Source organism: Dyadobacter sp. UC 10, from assembly GCF_008369915.1.
GTDB lineage: Bacteria > Bacteroidota > Bacteroidia > Cytophagales > Spirosomataceae > Dyadobacter.
The window spans coordinates 263944-283768 of record NZ_VSRN01000001.1 but is presented as its reverse complement, the minus strand read 5'-3'; the positions used below and the strand labels follow the sequence as shown (position 1 = coordinate 283768).

General features: G+C 46.9%; 17 protein-coding genes. 10 read left to right on the top strand and 7 right to left on the bottom strand.

Annotated features, from left to right (window positions below; genetic code table 11):
* Positions 1-38 precede the first annotated feature (38 nt).
* The 4 genes from FXO21_RS01040 to FXO21_RS01025 all read right to left on the bottom strand — a co-directional run bounded on the left by FXO21_RS01040 (position 39) and on the right by FXO21_RS01025 (position 7167).
* Positions 39-1652, bottom strand: a complete 1614-nt coding sequence (locus tag FXO21_RS01040; protein WP_192579137.1) for a RagB/SusD family nutrient uptake outer membrane protein — start codon at positions 1650-1652, stop codon at positions 39-41.
* Between the two features lie 19 nt (positions 1653-1671).
* Positions 1672-5058 carry a TonB-dependent receptor gene (locus tag FXO21_RS01035; RefSeq protein WP_149638354.1) on the bottom strand — a complete coding sequence of 1129 codons (3387 nt, stop codon included), beginning with the start codon at positions 5056-5058 and terminating at the stop codon, positions 1672-1674.
* Positions 5059-5264: 206 nt separating this feature from the next.
* Positions 5265-6386, bottom strand: a complete 1122-nt coding sequence (locus FXO21_RS01030; protein WP_149638353.1) for a FecR family protein — start codon at positions 6384-6386, stop codon at positions 5265-5267.
* A gap of 133 nt (positions 6387-6519) precedes the next feature.
* Positions 6520-7167, bottom strand: coding sequence for an RNA polymerase sigma factor (locus tag FXO21_RS01025; protein WP_149638352.1), 648 nt, complete (start codon positions 7165-7167; stop codon positions 6520-6522).
* 290 nt (positions 7168-7457) lie between these two features.
* Between FXO21_RS01025 and FXO21_RS01020 the strand changes: the two genes are divergently transcribed.
* The 4 genes from FXO21_RS01020 (at position 7458) to FXO21_RS01005 (ending at position 10349) form a co-directional block, all read left to right on the top strand.
* Positions 7458-8096 carry a 3-keto-disaccharide hydrolase gene (locus tag FXO21_RS01020; protein ID WP_149638351.1) on the top strand — a complete coding sequence of 213 codons (639 nt, stop codon included), beginning with the start codon at positions 7458-7460 and terminating at the stop codon, positions 8094-8096.
* 16 nt (positions 8097-8112) lie between these two features.
* Positions 8113-8583, top strand: a complete 471-nt coding sequence (locus FXO21_RS01015; RefSeq protein WP_149638350.1) for a YdeI/OmpD-associated family protein — start codon at positions 8113-8115, stop codon at positions 8581-8583.
* A gap of 64 nt (positions 8584-8647) precedes the next feature.
* On the top strand, positions 8648-9022 hold the full coding sequence (locus tag FXO21_RS01010; RefSeq protein WP_149638349.1) for a hypothetical protein: 375 nt from the start codon (positions 8648-8650) through the stop codon (positions 9020-9022).
* 1 nt (position 9023) lies between these two features.
* Complete coding sequence (locus FXO21_RS01005) at positions 9024-10349, top strand: hypothetical protein (protein WP_149638348.1); 1326 nt, start codon at positions 9024-9026, stop codon at positions 10347-10349.
* A gap of 22 nt (positions 10350-10371) precedes the next feature.
* Here FXO21_RS01005 and FXO21_RS01000 read toward each other — a convergent pair whose 3' ends face one another.
* The gene (locus FXO21_RS01000) at positions 10372-11298 is read right to left on the bottom strand and encodes an AraC family transcriptional regulator (protein WP_149638347.1); all 927 of its coding nucleotides are present in this window, start codon (positions 11296-11298) and stop codon (positions 10372-10374) included.
* 214 nt (positions 11299-11512) lie between these two features.
* Here FXO21_RS01000 and FXO21_RS00995 point away from each other — a divergent pair, with 214 nt between their 5' ends.
* From FXO21_RS00995 to FXO21_RS00970, 6 genes are all read left to right on the top strand, one after another.
* Complete coding sequence (locus FXO21_RS00995) at positions 11513-13066, top strand: aldehyde dehydrogenase family protein (protein WP_225865516.1); 1554 nt, start codon at positions 11513-11515, stop codon at positions 13064-13066.
* A 6-nt stretch (positions 13067-13072) separates the two neighbouring features.
* A complete protein-coding gene (locus FXO21_RS00990; RefSeq protein ID WP_149638346.1) occupies positions 13073-13441 on the top strand; it encodes a DUF779 domain-containing protein in 369 nt (122 codons plus the stop codon).
* Positions 13442-13624: 183 nt separating this feature from the next.
* The gene (locus FXO21_RS00985; protein ID WP_149638345.1) at positions 13625-14896 is read left to right on the top strand and encodes a DEAD/DEAH box helicase; all 1272 of its coding nucleotides are present in this window, start codon (positions 13625-13627) and stop codon (positions 14894-14896) included.
* Positions 14897-15061: 165 nt separating this feature from the next.
* Entirely contained in the window at positions 15062-15784 is a 723-nt protein-coding gene (locus FXO21_RS00980) for a DUF1361 domain-containing protein (protein WP_225865515.1), read from the top strand.
* A 46-nt stretch (positions 15785-15830) separates the two neighbouring features.
* Positions 15831-16562, top strand: coding sequence for a class I SAM-dependent methyltransferase (locus FXO21_RS00975; protein ID WP_149638344.1), 732 nt, complete (start codon positions 15831-15833; stop codon positions 16560-16562).
* A 3-nt stretch (positions 16563-16565) separates the two neighbouring features.
* A complete protein-coding gene (locus tag FXO21_RS00970; protein WP_225865514.1) occupies positions 16566-17297 on the top strand; it encodes a pseudouridine synthase in 732 nt (243 codons plus the stop codon).
* Positions 17298-17309: 12 nt separating this feature from the next.
* On the opposite strand, the gene FXO21_RS00965 is transcribed toward FXO21_RS00970, so the two are convergent.
* Together FXO21_RS00965 and FXO21_RS00960 are read right to left on the bottom strand one after the other, a co-directional pair.
* Positions 17310-17894, bottom strand: a complete 585-nt coding sequence (locus FXO21_RS00965) for a hypothetical protein (protein ID WP_149638343.1) — start codon at positions 17892-17894, stop codon at positions 17310-17312.
* A 229-nt stretch (positions 17895-18123) separates the two neighbouring features.
* Entirely contained in the window at positions 18124-19683 is a 1560-nt protein-coding gene (locus tag FXO21_RS00960; RefSeq protein WP_149638342.1) for a S41 family peptidase, read from the bottom strand.
* Positions 19684-19825: the final 142 nt, after the last annotated feature.

The following is a 19825-nucleotide window of genomic DNA, read 5'->3' as shown; positions in this document are numbered from 1 at the left end:
GGTAATTAGCTAAGTCAGTAAAAAAAGGCGGTTTTGGTTTACCAGCCACTGTTTTGTTCCAGTTTGGGATTTTTCTCGATCTCGCGCTGCGGTATAGGCATCAAATACATTTTTTCCTGAAAAACACAGGGGATACCATCTACCGGTTTTGGATTATAGCTATAAGTTCCGTTTGCATTTTTGGTGATATACATGGCATTGAATTGTTTTCCGTCTAATACCTGCGCGGCAATTTTCCACCGCCTGAGGTCCCAGTAGCGTTTGCCCTCAAAGCTCAGTTCGATATACCTTTCGTGACGGATCTTTTCGCGCATTTGCACTTTGGAAAGTCCGGTCGGAAGCTGGTAGGGAACCAATCCCGCCCGCTGGCGCACCGCTTCGATCGCTGCATACACCGACGCGTCGGGCACTGTTAACGCTTCGTTTTTTGCTTCGGCATAATTTAAAAGCACTTCTGCGTAACGCAGCTCGTTCCAGTTCTGGTCGCTGCCGGCGGCTCCGTAATAGTCTTTGTTGGCTTCGTTCATACCTTTTCTGATCAAATAGCCGGTAATGGTTGCATAAGGCAGGTTAATGCCGTCGATGGGCGCGCCTTCATACAAATAGATGGTATTGCCAAAGAAGGTAGCACCATTATAAAGCACGGTCGCATCGAATCTCGGGTCGCGGTTTTTGTAAGGATTGGCCGGATCATATCCAGAGCCGGTTTCATTGATCGCTTTTCCATTCTTCATTTCAAATGCATCTACAAATTCCTGCACGGGACTGCGGTTCACAGCATCCTGTTTGGACTGAGAATCGGGCTGGCCCCATGAGTCCCAACCGTGTTCGCGGAATGGTTTCTGAAACTGCACGCTGAAAATCTCTTCCTCATTGTTTTTATCAAGCATAATGTTGCGGAAGTTGCCGTGCAGCTTGTAATTGCCGGAATCCATTACTTCTTTATTCACCAATGCAGCTTTTTGCCAGCGCGCCACATCGCCTGTCGGATTGTACAAGGCACTCGCCCAATAAGTCAGAACCCGGCCTAAAAAGGCTTTTGCAGAATGCTTATTTGCTTTTCCGACGTCCACCGCGCGGCTTCCGTGCGTTTCCGGCAAAAGCGTAGCGGCTTCTTCCAGTTCTTTGATCACAAAGTCAAAACTTTCGTCGGTCGATTGCCGCGCTACAAACAGATCGTCGTCAAGTCCCTGGGGCTCGGCGATAATCGGCACGCCGCCGTAGCGTTTGATCATATCAAAATAGAGCTTGGCACGAAGGAATTTTACTTGTCCTTTGAAATTTGCTTTTTCTTCCTCATCGATATCAGCCCCGTCAATTTTATCCAAAAACATATTTGTTTTCCGTACAGGGCCATAAGCCCAGTATTCCATCGGGTTGTTGTCGGGAAACCATTGGCCCTGAATCACATTCCTTGGCCCGCCGCCCCAATAGCAACGCGATTCGTCGGTAATGTTGTCGTATAGATTCCGTTCAAATGAAGGCACATCCAGGTACATATTATTAACAAAAAGCTGGATCAGCGCCGGATCCTGGAAGATATTTTCTTCAGGAATGGAATCGGTTGCCTGGCGTTCGAGGAATTCTTCGTTGCAGGCGGTGGTCATAAGGATCATTACAACCAGCAGTGTTTTGGCAAATATTTTTGTCATGACTGAAAACATTAACTGATTAAAAAGTAAGGTTTAAACCCAGGTTCAGCGTGCGCTGCTGCGGGTAGTAAGTGCCCGTCGCGTTCTCGACCTCAGGATCAAATATTTTCATTTTCGACCAAACGAAAAGATTGGCTCCCGAGAAATAAACCCGCACATTACGCACACCGATCTTTTTGACCAGATCCGAAGGCAGCGTGTACCCAAAATCAATGGACCTTAACCGGATATAGCTGGCATTTCTCAGATACAGGCTGGAAGTCAGGGAGTTGTTAGGATGAGGGCCTTCCCACGGTCTTGGATACAATGCATCCGGATTTTCGGGCGACCAGTGATCGAGCAAGTCCACGTAAGTATTGCGCGTACCTCCCTGGAAAAAGTCCCTGGCAGCGCCGTAAAGTACCTGCCGCACGCGCCCGGCTGCCTGGAAGAGGACATTCAAATCAAAGCCTTTCAACGAACCTCCGAATGACAACCCGCCGATCACTTTCGGAACATTGTTGTCCATCGAGATGATAGTCAGGTCATTAGCATCCACTTTCTGGTCGCCGTTGATATCCGCATATTTCACATCACCCGCTTTTTGTCCTCCGTTAAACTGCGGCAGGTAAGCAGTCACTTCTTCGTCGGTCTGGAAAAAGCCCAGTGCCTTATAACCCGTGAGAAAACCCAGCGGCCGGCCGGTTTGCAGCAGATAGTCCGGCGTGTTAGCAGGCTCATCCAGGGTGATCACCTTGCTTTGCGAGAAGCTTCCGTTGAGCTTTACGAAATATTTGAAAGCCTGATAGCTGTTCTGGTAGTTCAGCATAAACTCGATACCCTTGTTATCGACTTTTGCGTAGTTTTCAGCCGGTAGCTGCGCGCCCAACGTGCCCGGAATAGAGCGGATACGCGTGCGGAGGATGTTGGAAGTTCTTTTGTAAAAAAGATCTATTTCAAACTGGAGTTTCCCTTTCCAGAGCGAGCCTTCCAGGCCGACATCCGAAACCGAAGCCGTTTCCCAGGTCACATTGGGATTAGGCAAAATGCCCGGCGCAATGGTGGAAAGGCCTTCCGTGCCTGATACAATGGTTCCCGAAGGATTGTATACCTGCGAATACTGGAATGTAGGATTTCTCAATAAATAGCCTGTGTACACATTGCGGTCGTTGCCTACCACACCGTAGGAAGCGCGCAATTTCAGGTTGTCGAGAAATCTTAGAGCCGCTATGTCTTTCAGGAAAGGTTCTTCCAAAATGCGCCAGCCTGCAGATACCGCCGGGAAAAAACCATATTTTTTTGAAGCTGGAAAAGCCACAGAGCCGTCCCTTCTGAAAGAAGCCTCCAGAAGATAGCGTTGCTGGTAACTATAATTAACCCGCGCAATCGCGCCGCGGCGACCGTCTGTGAATGAGCCGCCATTGGCATCTTTCTGACTTTCACCACCGTAGAAAAATTCATCCAGTCCCTGGGCAGGGAAATTGGTGCGGAAACCATAAAAGTTATTGCCTTTCGCATCGAGCTGCTCAAACAACAGCAAGCCGCCCCATTCGTGCTGGCCAAAGCTGCGGGAATAGTTCAGCGAAGCATTCAATGTGGTTGTATTGTACTCGCTGAATGACTGCGTTAATGCGGTTTTACCATTCCAGCCGCCATAGGGATATATTTCCAGCGTATTACCGTCTGCGTCCTGGCGGTTCATGAAAATGGGAACATTATAGTGCTTGTTATTGGCATATTCCCGGCCAAAAGAGGCGCGTCCCAAAACAGAAAGGCCTTTGATAAACGGCAGTTCGTGCTTGACCGTCAATGTGGCCTGCAGGATATTGTTGCGCATGCGGTTATAGCCGGTTTTAATCTCTTCAACCGGATGCTGCTCGCGGGTGTAAAAAATGGTCCCGTCGGGATTATATGCTTTATCGAGCGGATAAGCGGCCACAATGTCGTCGAAAATGGACTCGGGCGCGTAGGCGCTTTGGTTGGTATTTCTGGCACTGGCGTCAATGTCGGCCGAAATCGTCAGGTTTTTATTGATTTTGGCGTCCACATTAGTCCGGATGGAATAGCGCTGAAAATTAATGCGGTCATACATTCCGTCCTGATCCAGGTATCCCAGCGAAAGAAAGTAGCGGATCGCATCGGAGCCGCCGCTCACGCTCAGGTTTTGCTGCGTCTGGAAAGATTGTTTTTTCAAAGTGTTGCCATACCAGTCATATTCCGGAAGCACGCCCGTGCGAATATCCTCTAACTGCTGATCAGAATACTGGATCGGTTTGCCGAGGTTCTGCACCGCTTTGTTTTTAGTGGTTGCATATTCGTAGGCATTCATGACTTTGGGATATTGGGTCGGCTGCTGGAAACCGGCAAAGCCGTTGTAATTGAATGTCGGCTTGCCCGTCGCGCCGCGTTTGGTTGTAACCAGTATTACCCCGTTGGCCGCTCTCGAACCGTAAACCGCGGTCGCCGAAGCGTCTTTCAGTATCGAAATGGTTTCAACTTCGTTGGGATCGATTTGGTCAAAAGTCCGCACTATGCCGTCGACGACGATCAATGCGCTGTTATCACCAAATGTGCTCGCCCCGCGGATGGAAATAGATGATCCCGCGCCGGGCTTTCCATTTCCATTCACGGCAATAAGGCCCGGAAGCCTTCCTACCAGCGAATTGGTGATGTTGGTAGCCGGTGTTTTCAAAAGTTCTTCGCCCTCCACAGAGGCAACCGAGCCGGTCAGGTTAACCTTTTTCTGCGTTCCGTAACCGACGACGACCACTTCCTGTAATGCTTTCAAATCGTCCTTCAATATAATCTCCATCGTGCTCTGGCTTCCTACCGGGATCTCCTGGCTCAGGTAACCCACAAATGAGAAGATGACCGTGTGCTCACCGTCGGGAATGCTGACCTCAAAGCTTCCGTCCGTATCGCTCAGTGAGCCGCGCTGGGTTCCTTTTACCACAATGCTCACACCGGGCAGGGGCGCTCCTTTTTCATCTTTGACGGATCCCTTAATGGTCTTGTCCACCGGTTTTTGCTCTTCCGCTGGCTGGGGACTCAGGGGTTTTTGGTCGGCTCCCATGCTGAGCACAAGCTGGTTGCCTGAGACTTCGTAACTAATATTCAAAGGCTTGAAAAGCGATTCCAGAACTATATTAAGCGGCTCATTCTGAACATGTAACGTTACTTTGCTCTCAGCAGGGATCAGCTGCGGGCTGTACATGAACCGCACGGAAGCCTGGCGGCTGATCTGACGGAGTGCCACACTTATTGTCTGATCATCCAGATCCAGTGAAATCCGGCGGTTCAGTAACTCCTGCGCCCGGCTGTCGTTGGCCACAACCAACGATGTGCAAAGGACAGACAGGATCAGCTGATAGATTGACATGCGCATGATTTTGAGGAAAATCCTGATCGGTTTCGTACTAATTTTCATAGATTTGTGAGTATGCTTTTTTGGAAAAAGAGGTACAAAAATCCCCTGCTTCCGGTTTTGGCGAACCGGATTATTAATGAGAATTAAGAAAGGGGAAAAGGCAGGCCGGGGATGTTACAGCATCTTCGGCTTGTTCATTTTAGCTCAGGGTGGATGGCTGGACTGGCTCATGAAATTCTTTTTAAGGGTTTAGGATAGTATAATAGCTACTTGCAAGAGCTTCCGTGAATCACGATCTGCCCGTCGATCAGTTCATAGCGCGCTTGTATGGCCTTGCAGATCATGCCGAGTTTTTCAAATAATGGCTCCTGACCAAGCTCTGCGGTAAGCTGGCAGCCTGCCATCAGGTCGGCATCGTAAATGATCTGGACTTCATATCGTTTTTCCAGCGATTCAAAAACCCTGGCAACCGGCGCATTTTCAAAAACCAGGCTCTGGCTTGCAATGTCTGCCGGGCCAACCTGCGAAGGGTTTTCGATCAGCGACCGCTTCATTTTCTGATCGTCGCGATGGTATACGACCTGCTGGTTCGGCAACAGGACGAGCTCGTTCTTTTCTGCTTCCGCTGTTTTATTCTGCCGCGCATTTGCCGACACCGTCACCTTTCCTGTTTTCACCACAACCCGCACATCTTTATCTTGATCAAAAGCCTTTACAGTGAAACTGGTACCCAAAACAGTAGTTACCACGTCGCTCGTGAATACTTTAAATGGACTTTCAGGATTTTTGGTCACATCAAAAAACGCCTCGCCATTTAATAAGACTTCGCGTTCTTTTTTTACAAAACTGGCCGGATAGCTAAGCTTGCTTTTTGGCGAAAGTCTTACAGAACTACCATCGGGCAATGCGATGTATTTTGTATTGGTTTGATTATTAGTTACTTCAATCCATTGTTCATCTTGTTTATCCTTCAACGATTCCTGACTGACCTGCGGGAGCTCTGTTTTGACAGGGGAATTTGTATAAAAATAAACCAGAACAATAAGGCAGGTGAAGACGCCAAATGCCAGCGAAAAGCGACCGAACCTGTTCAGGTCGAACCAATTTGCGGAAGGCTTCGTGTATTCCAATTCTTCGGTGGCTGATTTCCTTGCGGCAGACAGGCGCTGCAATTCAAGTTGGAGCTCTTCCTCGCTCAGGTAATCCTGTGCATGATGGATTTCCGAGATCAGTTCTTTCGCAGCGGTTACAATACCCGCACGATCGGGGTTGTTACGGACCCAGTTTTCCCAAAAAGCATTATCCGCAGGCTTTTGATGGAGCACCCACCTGCAAAACGCCTCGTCGGCCAGGAAATCTTTAATGTCGTATCGTGCGTAATCCTGCATTTTCCGTTTTCATTGGACTGTATATTATGAAATAGTACGTCCTGAGAAACGGATACCCTTTTTATGAGATAAATTTTAGGAATAATTTTATTTTAAAAAGAGCAAAGAAAAGTATCTACGATTAAGATGTTGACTATGAATGAAGTGCGTCAAGCAAGGCCTCGCTGAAAAACAGAAAAATTAATTGAGGAATGATCTGAGAAAAAGAAGGCAGGCCGCTTTTCAGCTGACCGATCGCCCGGTAAATGAAATTGGAAACGGTTTGTGGTTCGATCTTCATCACCTGGGCGATCTCTTCGTTGGACAAACCTTCATAAAACTTAAGAAAAATCACTTCTTGCTGGCGTTTCGGCAGGCGGTTGATCGCATTGCGGATCTCGCGCTCTTTTTGCGAAATGGATTCGGAGCTGATCAGCAGGGTTTCAACCGTCAGATTATCCGTTAATCCTTCACAACTGGCGGCAATGTCAGCCGAATCGTCGAGGCGGGTGTTCACTTTCAGCTTCCGCAACAGGTTGTTTCGCAATGCGCAAATCAGGTAAACCGTAACGTAAGACGTGTCTGTAAGGCGGGCCCGGCGATACCATAATTCCAGAAACAGATCCTGGATGCAGTCTTTGATCAGCTCCGTATCCTTGGTGAATTTGGTGGCGTAATTGAACAGCAGCCGGTAGCGCCGCTTGGCGAGCTCGTCAAAAGCACGTTCATCATTCTGACGAAATCGGTTCCAAAGTTCGCCCAAATGCAGCTCATCTTCGGGCACGGGTGTGGGCTTCCTCATGGGGTATTCTTGAAATTGTAATACTTAGTCTGTCAATGTTAGTATTGGCAGCTAAGTAAGTTATCCTGTACCGTCCTGTATCAGGCAACAAAAAACGTATTGTCGTGTCAGACTTAACCCCTTATGTAAGGTTGAAGAATTCCGGGTTTGCGGTAACAAAGATGAGGGCTGACTACTTTGGAGGGAAGGGATTTATATAGTGTTCAAATCAGTAGTTTTCAAGCGTTAATCAACTTTCCTTCTTGTAAATATTTGTCGGTAATTATTCCTGGTCATAAACATTAAAACACATGCAAAAAAGAATTACATCGGCGGCATTCGCACTTATTTTCCTGCTCATCGGCATCACATCCCACGCCCAGGACGGCTGGATATCTCTCTTCAACGGCAAAAATTTCGACGGCTGGAAGGTCGGTGCTAATGCCGCCTCATTCACGGTTGTTGATGGGACTATCAAGGTGGCCGGCCCACGCGCGCATTTGTTTTATGAAGGGCCGGTCAAAAACCATATGTTCAAAAACTTCGAGTTCAAGGCGACTGTCAAAACGACAAAAGGCTCCAATTCCGGCATTTTTGTACATACAACATACCAGGAAGATGGCTGGCCTTCACAAGGTTATGAAATCCAGGTAAACCAATCGCATACCGATTACAAGCGCACCGGCAGTTTGTACAATGTGGTGGACGTCAAGGAAACTTATGTAAAAGACGATGAATGGTATACGGAATATATCAAGGTGGAGGGAAAGCATATTACCATAAAAATCAATGATAAAGTGGTGGTCGATTATGAGGAAACTGACGTTGACAAGCGGGAAGGGGATATGAAAAACAGATTCCTCAAGTCAGGTACCTTTGCATTGCAGGCGCACGATCCCAAAAGTGTTGTTTTTTATAAAGATATAATGGTCAAGCCTTTGACCGAATAAATACACGATTCCGGTAATGCAGGAGATTATTCATTTCGAATCTACACTCGATCGCCTTCCTAAAAAGGGAGGCGAATTTTATATGATAGTACCCGATGAAGTCGCCGCGCAGTTTGTCGAAGGCCGGAAACCTGCCCGCGTGCGTTGTCTTTTGAACGGGAAAGTCGAGTTTCAATGCGCGATCCGGCCGAGGGGTGGAGGCGGTTTTTACATCAATATCGGTACGCCTATCCGCCAGGAAGGTAAGTTTGTGCTCGGCCAGAAATTGTCTGCAAAAGTCTGGAAGGATGAAAGTGAATTTGGCCGGGATATGCCGGAGGAGCTGAAAGAATTGCTGGAAATCGACGAAGCAGGGAAGCGGTTATTCTATGAGTCCCTGCCCAGTAAGCAACGCGCTATGATATATTACATTGCCGGGGCCAAGTCGGTGCAGGTACGTATAGACCGTGCGATTATGTTTATTGACCGATTGAAGGCCGGACAGTAACTGTGCTATCAATCAAAGTTTCCATTTGTATCTTCGCGGGAACTTTCAAATAAAAGATTCCGCAATGAAAAAAGCAGTTATCCTGGTGATCTTCTATTTGTGCTGGATAACTTTTAAAAATTACAGGAAGCTCGGTTCGGAGAAAGCCGATACTGAACTGGATACGATGAGCATTCTTTTTGCGGGCATCGAAAATCATATTTCTCCAGATTCCCAAATCGCCTTCAAAACCAACGCGCCTTCTGACAGACATGGTGTGCTGTATTTTAAATCTGCGCTGGTGCTGGCGCCTGCTGTGCTGCAACTTGAAAGTGGGGCTGATACTGTATTACTGCTTGAAGAATTGGCGCTTCCAGCGACTGCATTAACGGATTATGCAATCATTGCGCAAGGTGCAAATCGCCGGATGAAATATACTTTAATGCGCCCAAAACGATAGTATGCTGATTTTGCCCCTGTTATTAGCTCTGTTAAGTCTGCTTTTGACCACCAGTTTTCTCCTGCGCAGAATAGCCGGCCCGGAAAACCTCCTCATTTATCCGCTGTCTTTTGCACTGACCATTTCACTGACAGGTTACCTCTATTATTTGTGTCTGTTGTTTCATTTTGATTATCGCCTGCTATTAGGTGGCATTATTTTGTCCGGTGTGCTAAGCAGTTGGGCACATTATGCAGACAAGCGAAAACAATTCCTGCCGGCTTTCCCGTCTGTCAGCAAGTTAAAGATGCTCTTAATGGCGATTGCCGCATTGGCACTTACAGTTGGGTTCAATGATTATGTTTACAGATGGGGTGACTGGGATGCCTGGGCGATCTGGAATTTGCATGCCAAATTTCTGTTTTACCCGCATAGCTGGACTAATATGTTCTTGTTTGCCGACAAAATGAGCGTGACGCATCCGGACTATCCGCTTATGTTGCCTTCGGTGATCGCATTCATTTGGAGGGGCGTTGATTCGATCTCACCATTCGCTCCTATCGCCATTGCGCATTTGATATTGCTGGCCATTCCACTGACGGTATTTCTGGCATTGAACCGCTTTGGACATGTCTTCGCAGCCGCGAGCGCGCTGGCTATTTTCGCATTGGATACCAAATTCATCAACCTCGCTGCCTCGCAATACGCCGATACATTGCTGGCATTATTTATTCTGATTGCCTTTGTTTTGTATAAGGAAACAGCTGCCGGAGGCAATATGAAAATGCTCGTACTGCTGGGCTTTTTCGCAGGAAGCGCGACGTGGGTGAAAAATGAAGGACAGCTGTTTTTTGCCGTGTTTTCAGTTGTATTCCTGTGCCAAAATTTGCGCAAGCCGACGAGAGTGCTGTGGTATTGCGCGGGAGCATTGATTCCTGTTCTGATCCTGTTGCATTTTAAACTCGTGCTGGCACCGGCCAATGATCTGGTCCATGCCAACAGAGGTGCGGAGCTGCTTATACTGATCACCTCTCCCGGTCGGTACTGGCTGATTATAAAGCATTTGGTACTTACTGCAATTCAATATTACTGGGTCGTCATGTTGCTGCTGATCATTGTTTTAATTAACAAAGCAGCGTTTGTGAAGAGTACGCCTTTTGCAGTCATTTCGCTGGTTTTGGCCGGGTACTTTGTCGTATATCTTACAACTCCTCACGACCTTAGCTGGCACCTGGGTGCATCCGCCGACAGGCTGCTGCATCACCTTTACCCTGCGTGTATTTACCTTATTCTGTTAAAATTAAGTTCGACGGGGGAGGTTAATTTTTGGACGAAGTTTAAGTTTTAAAGGCTTCGTTTTCGATCAAATATCAGGATTTTGAATCCGTAACATTGCGGTACTGGCTAGGCGAAATGCCCTCCGACTTCCTGAACTGCCTTCCGAAATAGTTCAAATCCGAAAAGCCCAGCTGATAACAGATATCCGTAACGCTTGACTGCGTTTCCGAGAGAAGATGTTTCGCTTTTTTAATCTTTTCTTTCAAAATAAAATCAAGCGGACTGATGCTGAACTCCCGCTTAAACGCCCGGTAAAAGGAAGCGCGGCTCATGCATGCTTTTTCGCTCAGCTCGTCAACCTGGATCTTCTCACTGATATTGGCCCTGATATAATTGACCACAAATGCAAGCGGGCTGTCTTCATGCAGGTAAGCTGTCTGCTCGGTCGCTTCCAGGTTTTGTGTCTGGATAATATGCACGATCAGTTCCTGCAGTGTCAGATCGGCCAGAATATCTTTTCCCAGTGCCGACCCGGAGCAGATTTGGATCAGCTTATTGAGTGTCTGTGCAAGTTCGAGATTATTGAGGAAATGGTATTGATTGTGATGCAGGTTCCAGTATTGCTGCTTGCCTTCCCTCGGATAGGTGTCGTTGAGCCTGTCGACGATCTGCTGGATCTTATTCTGATCGAGCGCGAGGGCGATGCACTGGGTAGGGTTGTTCAGGTCAGCTTCCGGAAAATCAATTTTCATCGTCACATTAGCAGGTACCAGCACCGTTTCGCCCGGCAGGTAGTCAAAGCCCGGGTTGTCAAACAAATGCATTACTTTTTTACCCCGCAGCATACTGGTGATTACAAAGTCGGAAAAAGTAAGTGGTACCAGTTGAGAGGCCTGCAATGTCTCAAACAGATTCAGCTCGCAGTTTTCCAAAGTAAAAGCCCGCCGGTTCTCAACCAAAGTTTTCAAAGACTTTTCACCCGAAAGAGCCACCATCCCCAACTTATGCCCCAATGCCATATTCTGAATTTATTTATTGTCTGTTAAAGATTATTGTTTGTACGATCGTCCATCGTCCCCGTCCTCTTTCCTTCCTTTTCTCCATCAATAAATATAACTAATTTCTGATAAAATGAGATATTTATCCTACAATCTGGAACGATCGTACCAATGAGTAACGCGGGTGCTTACTAGGTTTGTATCCATTATTCATTTTTAATCACTGTTTAAAATCATGGATACGATAACCCAAAACCCAGTTACAGAAAGTAAGAGTAATGTTGCGCAGAACCTGGCCCAGAGGCCTGAGTTCAAGGAAAAATATGGAAACTTCATTAACGGTGAGTTCGTTGAGCCGGTTAAAGGTGAGTACTTCGATAATCTGTCACCTATTGATGGTCAGGTATTTACAAAGGCAGCGAGGTCTACCAAAGAGGATATTGACAAAGCCTTGGACGCCGCGCACGCTGCGTTTCCAGCATGGAGTAAAACAGCCGCCACTTACCGCAGTAACCTGCTGCTGAAAATCGCCCAGGTGATTGAGGATAATCTCGAATACCTGGCCGTAGTAGAGACCATTGATAACGGAAAAGCAATCCGCGAAACCCGGGCCGCAGATCTGCCGCTATGCGTCGACCATTTTCGGTACTTCGCCGGTGTGATCCGCGCGGAAGAAGGGAGCGTTTCGGAACATGATGAAAATACGGTCTGCATCAACTTGCATGAGCCCCTAGGCGTCGTTGCGCAGATTATCCCGTGGAATTTCCCGCTACTCATGGCTACATGGAAAATTGCCCCGGCACTGGCTGCGGGCTGCTGTGTGGTAGTGAAACCTGCTGAACAAACGCCTACTTCCATTATGGTTTTAATGGAGTTGATCGGCGATATTCTGCCAAAGGGTGTGCTCAATATCGTAACGGGTTTCGGGGTAGAAGCCGGCAAGCCGCTGGCATCGTCTCCAAGAGTCGCCAAAGTGGCATTCACCGGAGAAACCACGACGGGCCGGCTGATCATGCAATATGCCTCAGATAACCTGATCCCGGTCACGATGGAGCTGGGAGGTAAGTCTCCGAACATATTTTTCCCCTCCGTTGCCGACGAGGATGATGCATTTTTCGATAAGGCCATCGAAGGTGCCGTGCTTTTTGCATTGAACCAGGGAGAGGTTTGTACCTGCCCGTCGCGGATGCTGGTACACGAAAGCATTTACGATAAATTCATAGAGCGCGTCATTCAAAGGACGAACGCGATCAAAATGGGCCACCCGCTCGAAGCCAGTACCATGATGGGTGCGCAGGCTTCGAATGATCAATATGAAAAAATCCTTTCGTACTTGAAGATCGGTAAGGAGGAAGGCGCAGAAGTGCTCGCAGGAGGAGAAGCGCAGACTTTTGAAAATGGCATTTCCGGGGGCTATTACATCAAGCCGACCATATTCAAAGGCCACAACAAAATGCGGATTTTTCAGGAGGAGATTTTCGGTCCGGTGGTTTGCGTTACCACCTTCAAAACGACCGAGGAGGCAATCGCTATCGCGAACGATACTCTATATGGACTAGGCGCGGGCGTCTGGACGCGAGACGCGCATGAGATTTACCAGGTTCCGAGAGCGATCCAGGCGGGCAGGGTTTGGGTAAATAACTATCACGCTTATCCGGCGCACGCTCCTTTCGGAGGGTATAAAAAGTCAGGTTTTGGCCGGGAAAATCATAAAATGATGCTGGGCTATTACCGGCAGACTAAAAATATGCTGATTTCCTACGACCAGAATAAACTTGGGTTTTTCTGATTTGTTATGGGCACGGCCAGAGTATTGATCACACCGGAAGCTGAAAAAATTGTGGACCAGCTTCGGGATAGCAACGGCCCGCTGATGTTCCACCAGAGCGGAGGATGTTGTGACGGATCGCAACCAATGTGCTTTCCGAAAGGAGAATTCAGGACTTCGGAAAGTGACGTGATGCTGGGTGAAATCGCCGGCTGCGAATTCTATATGAGCCGCGATCAGTTTGAATACTGGAAGCATACCCAGCTCACCATCGACGTGACAAGTGGCCGCGGGTCCAGTTTTTCTCTCGAAATTCCGCTGGGAATTCGGTTTATTACCAAATCCCGGCTATACACCGCGGAAGAAGAGAGGGGGCTGGCGGCCATCGGGGAATAGTATCTTAATGGGCAAAAGTCAGAAACGGGGCTCAATCTTTGGGCTCCGTTTTTCAGTTGCAGGTTTTAATTTGTCCTTCGTTTTGTTATATTTGTTAAAATCAAGCGGTTTGCTGACTCGGAAAACTTAAGTCAGCTCTTTCTATAACACGCTGCCATAACGTGGCAGATTAAAAGCTGAATTTTGAATTTCGACGAATTTGAACTCCACGAAGACGTAATCAACGCCGTGGAATCTATGAACTACAAGCAGGCGACCCCCATTCAGGAGCAGGCAATTCCCTACATACTTGACGGCAAAGACCTGCTGGCCTGCGCACAAACAGGCACCGGCAAAACAGCTGCATATCTCATTCCTATTTTAGACAAAGTTGCCCACGAATCCAATGTGCACACAGGCGCATTGATCCTGGTACCAACCCGCGAACTGGCTGTTCAGATCGATCAGCAGATCCAGGGACTGGGCTATTTCGTAGGCGCGACCAGCATTGCTGTTTACGGTGGAAACAAGGGTCCGGAGTGGGACCAGCAGAAAAAGGCATTGACCCAGGGCGCCGACATTATCATTGCTACCCCGGGCAGGCTGATCGCACATTTGCAGCTCGGTTATGTGAATTTCAGTGACATCAAGCATTTGGTGCTCGATGAAGCAGACCGGATGCTCGATATGGGTTTTCTGGGAGATATCCTTAAAATAATGAGCTTTCTGCCAGCTAAAAGACAAACGTTGATGTTTTCGGCTACCATGCCGTCCAAGATCAATGAGCTGGCCAAAAGAATCCTGCAAAATCCTGAGGAAATCCGGCTCGCAGTTTCGCGTCCGGCTGATCGCATCGACCAGCAATTTTACCTGGCCAGCGATGAGCAGAAGTTACCGCTGCTGCTGCACCTGCTAAGTCAGGTTCAAAGTACGAGCATGGTGCTCTTCACTTCCCGCAAATCCACGGTTGAGCCGATTGTCCGTTCGCTGCGCAAATTGGGAATGGATGCGCATGGCATTTCGTCAGATTCAGAGCAGGCCGACCGGGAGATTGTGTTAAGAAATTTTAAGAACAGGCAGTTTCCGGTCCTGGTAGCCACAGACGTTTTGTCCCGCGGGATAGATATTGATAATTTAAGTCACGTGGTCAATTACGACGTTCCGCGCGATCCTGAAGATTACGTTCACCGTATAGGGCGTACGGCACGTGCCGAATCCAAAGGAACTGCGATTACCTTCATCAATGAGCAGGATCAGAAATATGTTCTGAAAATAGAGCGGCTTTTTGAAAAGGAATTGGAGAAGAAATCCGTTACCAAAGAGCTGGGCCTGGGCGAGGCGCCACTTTTCGAACCGAAACGTTTTAAGGTTCCCGGACGAAAAAGACCTTCCGGATCCAAGGAAAGTTCCAGGCCGGGCGGCGGGCAAAAACGACGCAAGCCTAAAAAAGAATTCAAAAACCCTTCTCAGGCATAACATTTTATTCAGTTTTTGTCAACGTTAGGCAACGAAGCAAAATTGGTTCTGGCACTATAGCAATGTTTTCTGTAATGAAAACTGTGATATAGTACTCGGTTACTATTTTTCCTTTTCATTTGTCTTGCTTTATAGTCGACATGCATGAACCTAAATTGAGTACGTTTGGACCGTTTAATAGATTGGATAAGGAATTACAAGTTTAGCGTATCCGACCCGCCGATCATCACGATGGAGGGTTTGTTTTCGCTATTGCTATTGTTGGTGCTGAGTCTTGCCGCGGTTTTCTTCCATTTAATCAGGATATTCTTTAACGCTCCCGTCGACTTTTCGATGGACTGGAATTTGTTTCTGAGCTGGATCCCGCTACTGGTCGCTTTTTTTGCGGACAGTATTACAAAACGTTTCCCGGAAATTCCGGTAACACTGTTGCTGATCAGCATTGCCTGGCTGGCATTTTTCCCGAATGCGCCCTACATGATCACAGATCTGGCGCATTTAACCGTTGACTATCAAAGAGATCTGACCTGGCATGACACCATCATGCTTTTTTTCTACGCGGAGGTTAGTCTTTTTAACGGATTGGTCTCTCTTTACTGGATACACAGGGCGTGGAGGAGGGTTTTTTATAGAGGGACGGCTAATATGATGCTGGTAATCAGTCTTCCCCTTGCAGGGTTCGGCGTGTATCTGGGCAGGGTCAGAAGAATGAACAGCTGGGATATCATTCACGAACCGGGATTGATAATAACCAATCTGTTTGAAAGCATTATGGACAGGACCGCACTGGTTTTCAGCCTGGAAATCGGATTGTTACTGGGGGTTTTATATCTGGTTTTGTGGGGCATAATCCGTTTCCGTATTAGATACAACAAAAAACACCAGTGAATTTCTGCTTTCGGGCGCATTGTAAGAATGCTATCCTTTGAAGTTTATGCAAATCTCAGGAAACATAAAAGACTCTTATTCCGTTCAGTATGATCAGGCCTCAGTTGCCTGGCGTAATACAGGCGCCAAATATAAAGCGCTCAATATCATTGAGCTGGCAAAGCACATCCAGTTCAGGAATGTGCTTGAAGTGGGGGCGGGGGAGGGTAGTATCCTCAAGTGGTTATCGGAATTTAATTTTTGCGAAGATCTGAATTGCGTGGAGATTTCAGAAAGCGGCATTGCCCTGATCAAAGAAAAGAATATCAGGCATTTAAATGATGTGCTCCTTTTTGACGGATATCGGATTCCCTATCCTGACAATCATTTTGACCTCGTGATCTGCTCGCATGTATTGGAACACGTTGAGCATGAAAGGATTCTGCTGAGAGAGATCAAGCGGGTTTCCCGTTACCAGATCTTTGAGGTACCTATTGATTTTTCGTTCTATGTAGATAGAAAGGTCAAGCATTTTCTATCCTACGGCCATATTAATATTTACACGCCCGCACTTTTTCGATTTTTGCTTTCTTCTGAAAATTTTCAGGTGAAGAAGGATATCTGTCACTTGTATCATGAAGATGTGATCAAACCATTATTTAAGAACAACCCAACCGGGCTTTTTTTGACCAGGTTCAAATATGGCCTGCTCAGATTGTTTCCGTATCTGCGCGGCATCAAACCAAGCTCTTACGCCGTGCTGACCGAAAAATCTGAAAAACAGTTATCGATTTTCTAGCCGGTGCCTGAAATTATTTCAACTCTCCCGATCCTTTACCAGGATGAATACCTGGTGGCAATTAACAAACCGCACGGCATGCTCGTCCACCGCACGCAGCTCGCAGCAGATTCGGATCAGTTCGCCGTCCAAATCCTGCGGGATCAGCTCGGCCAGCGGGTTTACCCGGTTCATAGGCTGGACAGAAAAACGTCTGGGGTATTGTTATTTGCATTAAGTGAGGAAATCAACAGCCTGATGCAGCAGCAATTCCAGAACGGGTTGGTGAAGAAGACTTATCAGGCAATAGTACGGGGTTTTACGCCCGACTCCTGCGAGATTGACTACCCGCTCAAACGGGACGACGGGACCGTCCAGGAAGCATTCACCGCTTTCAAAACCCTGCAAAGAACCGAGGTTCCGTTCCAAACCGGCGCGCACCCCACTTCCAGATATTCGCTCGTGGAGCTAAAACCTACCACGGGCCGTATGCACCAGCTCAGAAAGCACATGGCGCACATCATGCACCCAATTATTGGCGACCGGCCGCATGGTTGTAATAAACAGAACCGGTTTTTCAAGGAGAAGTTCGGGATGGAAACTATGTTGCTGCATGCGATGGATATTCAATTTAACCACCCTGTCGTCAACTCAGTAATGGAAATCCGGGGAGAGGTAAGTCCTGAGTTCGGGAGAATGTCGGACGTGCTGAAACTGGATATTAGCAGCCGGGAGCAGTTCAACGGGCTTAACTGATAAACAGGAATATCAGTTTGGCGTAGCAGACCGTTCTGAATTCTTAGCGCGCTTTCCGCGTTTTTTAGATTTGGCAACGGTTTTTTTCTGAGGGTGTGTCATTAAAGAATCAGCAAGTTTTTTTTTCTTCAGCATAGATTGATCATAAATCCACCCGATCACCTCATAAGTTTCGCCGGTTGTTCCCTGGGCTATCCCAACCTTAATCCGTTTCGAGAAATTGGACCACGAATGTGTCCATTCAATCCCTCCTGGTTTTATCTCACTTAACTTTGGAGCAGAAGACAATGTCTTAGGGGTTCCATTGTCAGCCTCCAAGAATGAGATCAGATTCTTGTGATCCTCCCAAAGTTTGGTATCAGAATAAGAAGCGTTACGGCTGATCCCTGCAAGCTCGATTTTAAATAATTGCGACTGGTTGTTGAAAAGGGGCTTTACGAAATAGGTATTTGCACCGAAACCCTGTAATATGTACTTGTTGGCTGCCTGATATTCTTTGAGGGAAATGCCAAAGTTAATACCCGGGAGTGCAATTTTCGATTTCCTGACCTCCTCGCTCGAGTCTGATTTATGTTCCGCAACCGGTGGACTCTTCAAGGTTTCTGTCGCTGATATGTTCTCGTCTCTTTTTGCCTTGCAACATATGAGGGCAGTTGACAGTAAGAAGGGAACGATAAATTTCATCGGTAAAGCTTAAAGAGATCGTTGAATAAATCGTAAATATATCAAAATACCTTTATGCAGTTACTATTTGATAGCAGCCGGGATCTCTGCGCCGGTTATATCAGTTGCTTAAAAGAAAACGACAGGCATTGCTTACTTAACATCATTGATAGAACTGACGGCTTAAATAATCGTAGGATAAAAAGCAATGCTCCACAACTGTGCCCTGATTATTAACCACAACCAAAACAGTCTCCCCTTTCCACCCACCCTGACTGAGATGCAAGCGGACATAGTTTTTATCAGCAATATTAATATGGTGAGCAATGGTTAGACGCCGGCCGTTTCGTTTGGCAAACGGCCACCTTCTTTTAGCGCGAATTGGCGAATGCGTACGTACATAAAAACGATGCGCTATATTTTGGCGATGAAAGGTTGAGTCGGCAAATTCTTCCGCTTTTATTCGTGTTTCTAAACCGTCCGATTTGTAAACAGATTGCAAAGAATTGCATTTTTTGGAAAAAGGAGCTAATAAAGTAGCATCCTCTTCCACCAGGCCATTTGAATATGCGGTAATATCGCCATAGGTTTTATTAATCAGCAGGCTATCTGCATAATAATTTAATGCAATCTGTTCATGGCAAATAGTTTTCTTCGCAAGTGTTGGCTGGTTTATTTCAAGATATGCAAAGGCCTTTGCCAGGGCTGCGTCCTTACCCGTCAGCATATCAGTACGTGAATGCAGAGCCAAAACATCGACGGGAACGCCTACACCTTCATAACTGATTCGTTTGCTGCTTACCGTCTGTCCGTTCGATAATGCAATATGCCAGCCGTTCGGTAAGCGCTCTCCATGCATGGAAGAAAAAATGCCGTTTGTGTTTTCACCTATTTGTCTGACGTAGGGAAACTCCTTGAGGTACATGGCGCAATGATCACCGGCACTGATCGTGGCACCACTTGTCAACAGGATTGTTGGTTTAACCAATTGTTTAGTACCCTGAGGTGCTATCTGATAAGCAGTCCAGGAAGTAAAATCGTTTTTAGGTTTACCGGTACGGGTGCGTCCGTACCCAACCAATCGTTTAACCTGGGTAAGTCGGCCCACTAATGCATTCAGATATGCTGGTGAACCTCCGCCATTGATACGAATGTCGATAATGAGTGCCTTTACGTCGGCAAATTCATGCACCATTTCATCCAATTGTTTCGTAAACAGCTCAATTGGCATACCGCCGAATCCATTTATTTGGATATATCCAAAGTTTGCCGATCTGCAGTAACCGCCAATCTGATAGGGTTCGCTTTGGAACTTTTTAAATGGACCGAATCCCTGCTTTTGTAAATTATCAAGTGTTACCTCATGGAATTTTGCTTGCAGATCCTTGGTGGGGAACTCTTGAAAGAATCTGGAATATTTGGCACTTGCGGCTAAATCCCCTGTCGGAGAAATGACCACGTGCCCATCTTTTAGCGGAGCTACCATTTCATTCAAGGCAGTCAGTAATTGCTCATCAGTTGTATGTCTATTAATTGCAGGCCTAAAACTTTGATACTGTTGTTGCCAATCTATCTTCCTATTTTCAAAATGAGCATAATTACGGTCAAATATTTGCCAGAATTTTTCAAAATTCAGTTCAGGATCTTTTTTTGACAGCCGCTCGCCAGCCTGAGAAATATGCTGAAAAACGCAGAAAAGCAAAATCAAAAAAGTAAATCTCATATTGAACACGGTTTAGACCCGGCGGTAAATTTGGTGCAATTTTTCCATAGATAAATTAAAAATTTGTCATAACGACTACGGAATGCTGCACATTGATTTTTCCGATAGACGCCCTGTTGATCAGGTCTGTCCAATAGTTCGG

Bases quoted from the DNA above. Each gene is read 5' to 3' on its own strand.
- FXO21_RS01040 (WP_192579137.1), bottom strand. From the start codon at position 1,652: ATGACAAAAATATTTGCCAAAACACTGCTGGTTGTAATGATCCTTATG.
- FXO21_RS01035 (WP_149638354.1), bottom strand. From the start codon at position 5,058: ATGAAAATTAGTACGAAACCGATCAGGATTTTCCTCAAAATCATGCGC.
- FXO21_RS01030 (WP_149638353.1), bottom strand. From the start codon at position 6,386: ATGCAGGATTACGCACGATACGACATTAAAGATTTCCTGGCCGACGAG.
- FXO21_RS01025 (WP_149638352.1), bottom strand. From the start codon at position 7,167: ATGAGGAAGCCCACACCCGTGCCCGAAGATGAGCTGCATTTGGGCGAA.
- FXO21_RS01020 (WP_149638351.1), top strand. From the start codon at position 7,458: ATGCAAAAAAGAATTACATCGGCGGCATTCGCACTTATTTTCCTGCTC.
- FXO21_RS01015 (WP_149638350.1), top strand. From the start codon at position 8,113: ATGCAGGAGATTATTCATTTCGAATCTACACTCGATCGCCTTCCTAAA.
- FXO21_RS01010 (WP_149638349.1), top strand. From the start codon at position 8,648: ATGAAAAAAGCAGTTATCCTGGTGATCTTCTATTTGTGCTGGATAACT.
- FXO21_RS01005 (WP_149638348.1), top strand. From the start codon at position 9,024: ATGCTGATTTTGCCCCTGTTATTAGCTCTGTTAAGTCTGCTTTTGACC.
- FXO21_RS01000 (WP_149638347.1), bottom strand. From the start codon at position 11,298: ATGGCATTGGGGCATAAGTTGGGGATGGTGGCTCTTTCGGGTGAAAAG.
- FXO21_RS00995 (WP_225865516.1), top strand. From the start codon at position 11,513: ATGGATACGATAACCCAAAACCCAGTTACAGAAAGTAAGAGTAATGTT.
- FXO21_RS00990 (WP_149638346.1), top strand. From the start codon at position 13,073: ATGGGCACGGCCAGAGTATTGATCACACCGGAAGCTGAAAAAATTGTG.
- FXO21_RS00975 (WP_149638344.1), top strand. From the start codon at position 15,831: ATGCAAATCTCAGGAAACATAAAAGACTCTTATTCCGTTCAGTATGAT.
- FXO21_RS00960 (WP_149638342.1), bottom strand. From the start codon at position 19,683: ATGAGATTTACTTTTTTGATTTTGCTTTTCTGCGTTTTTCAGCATATT.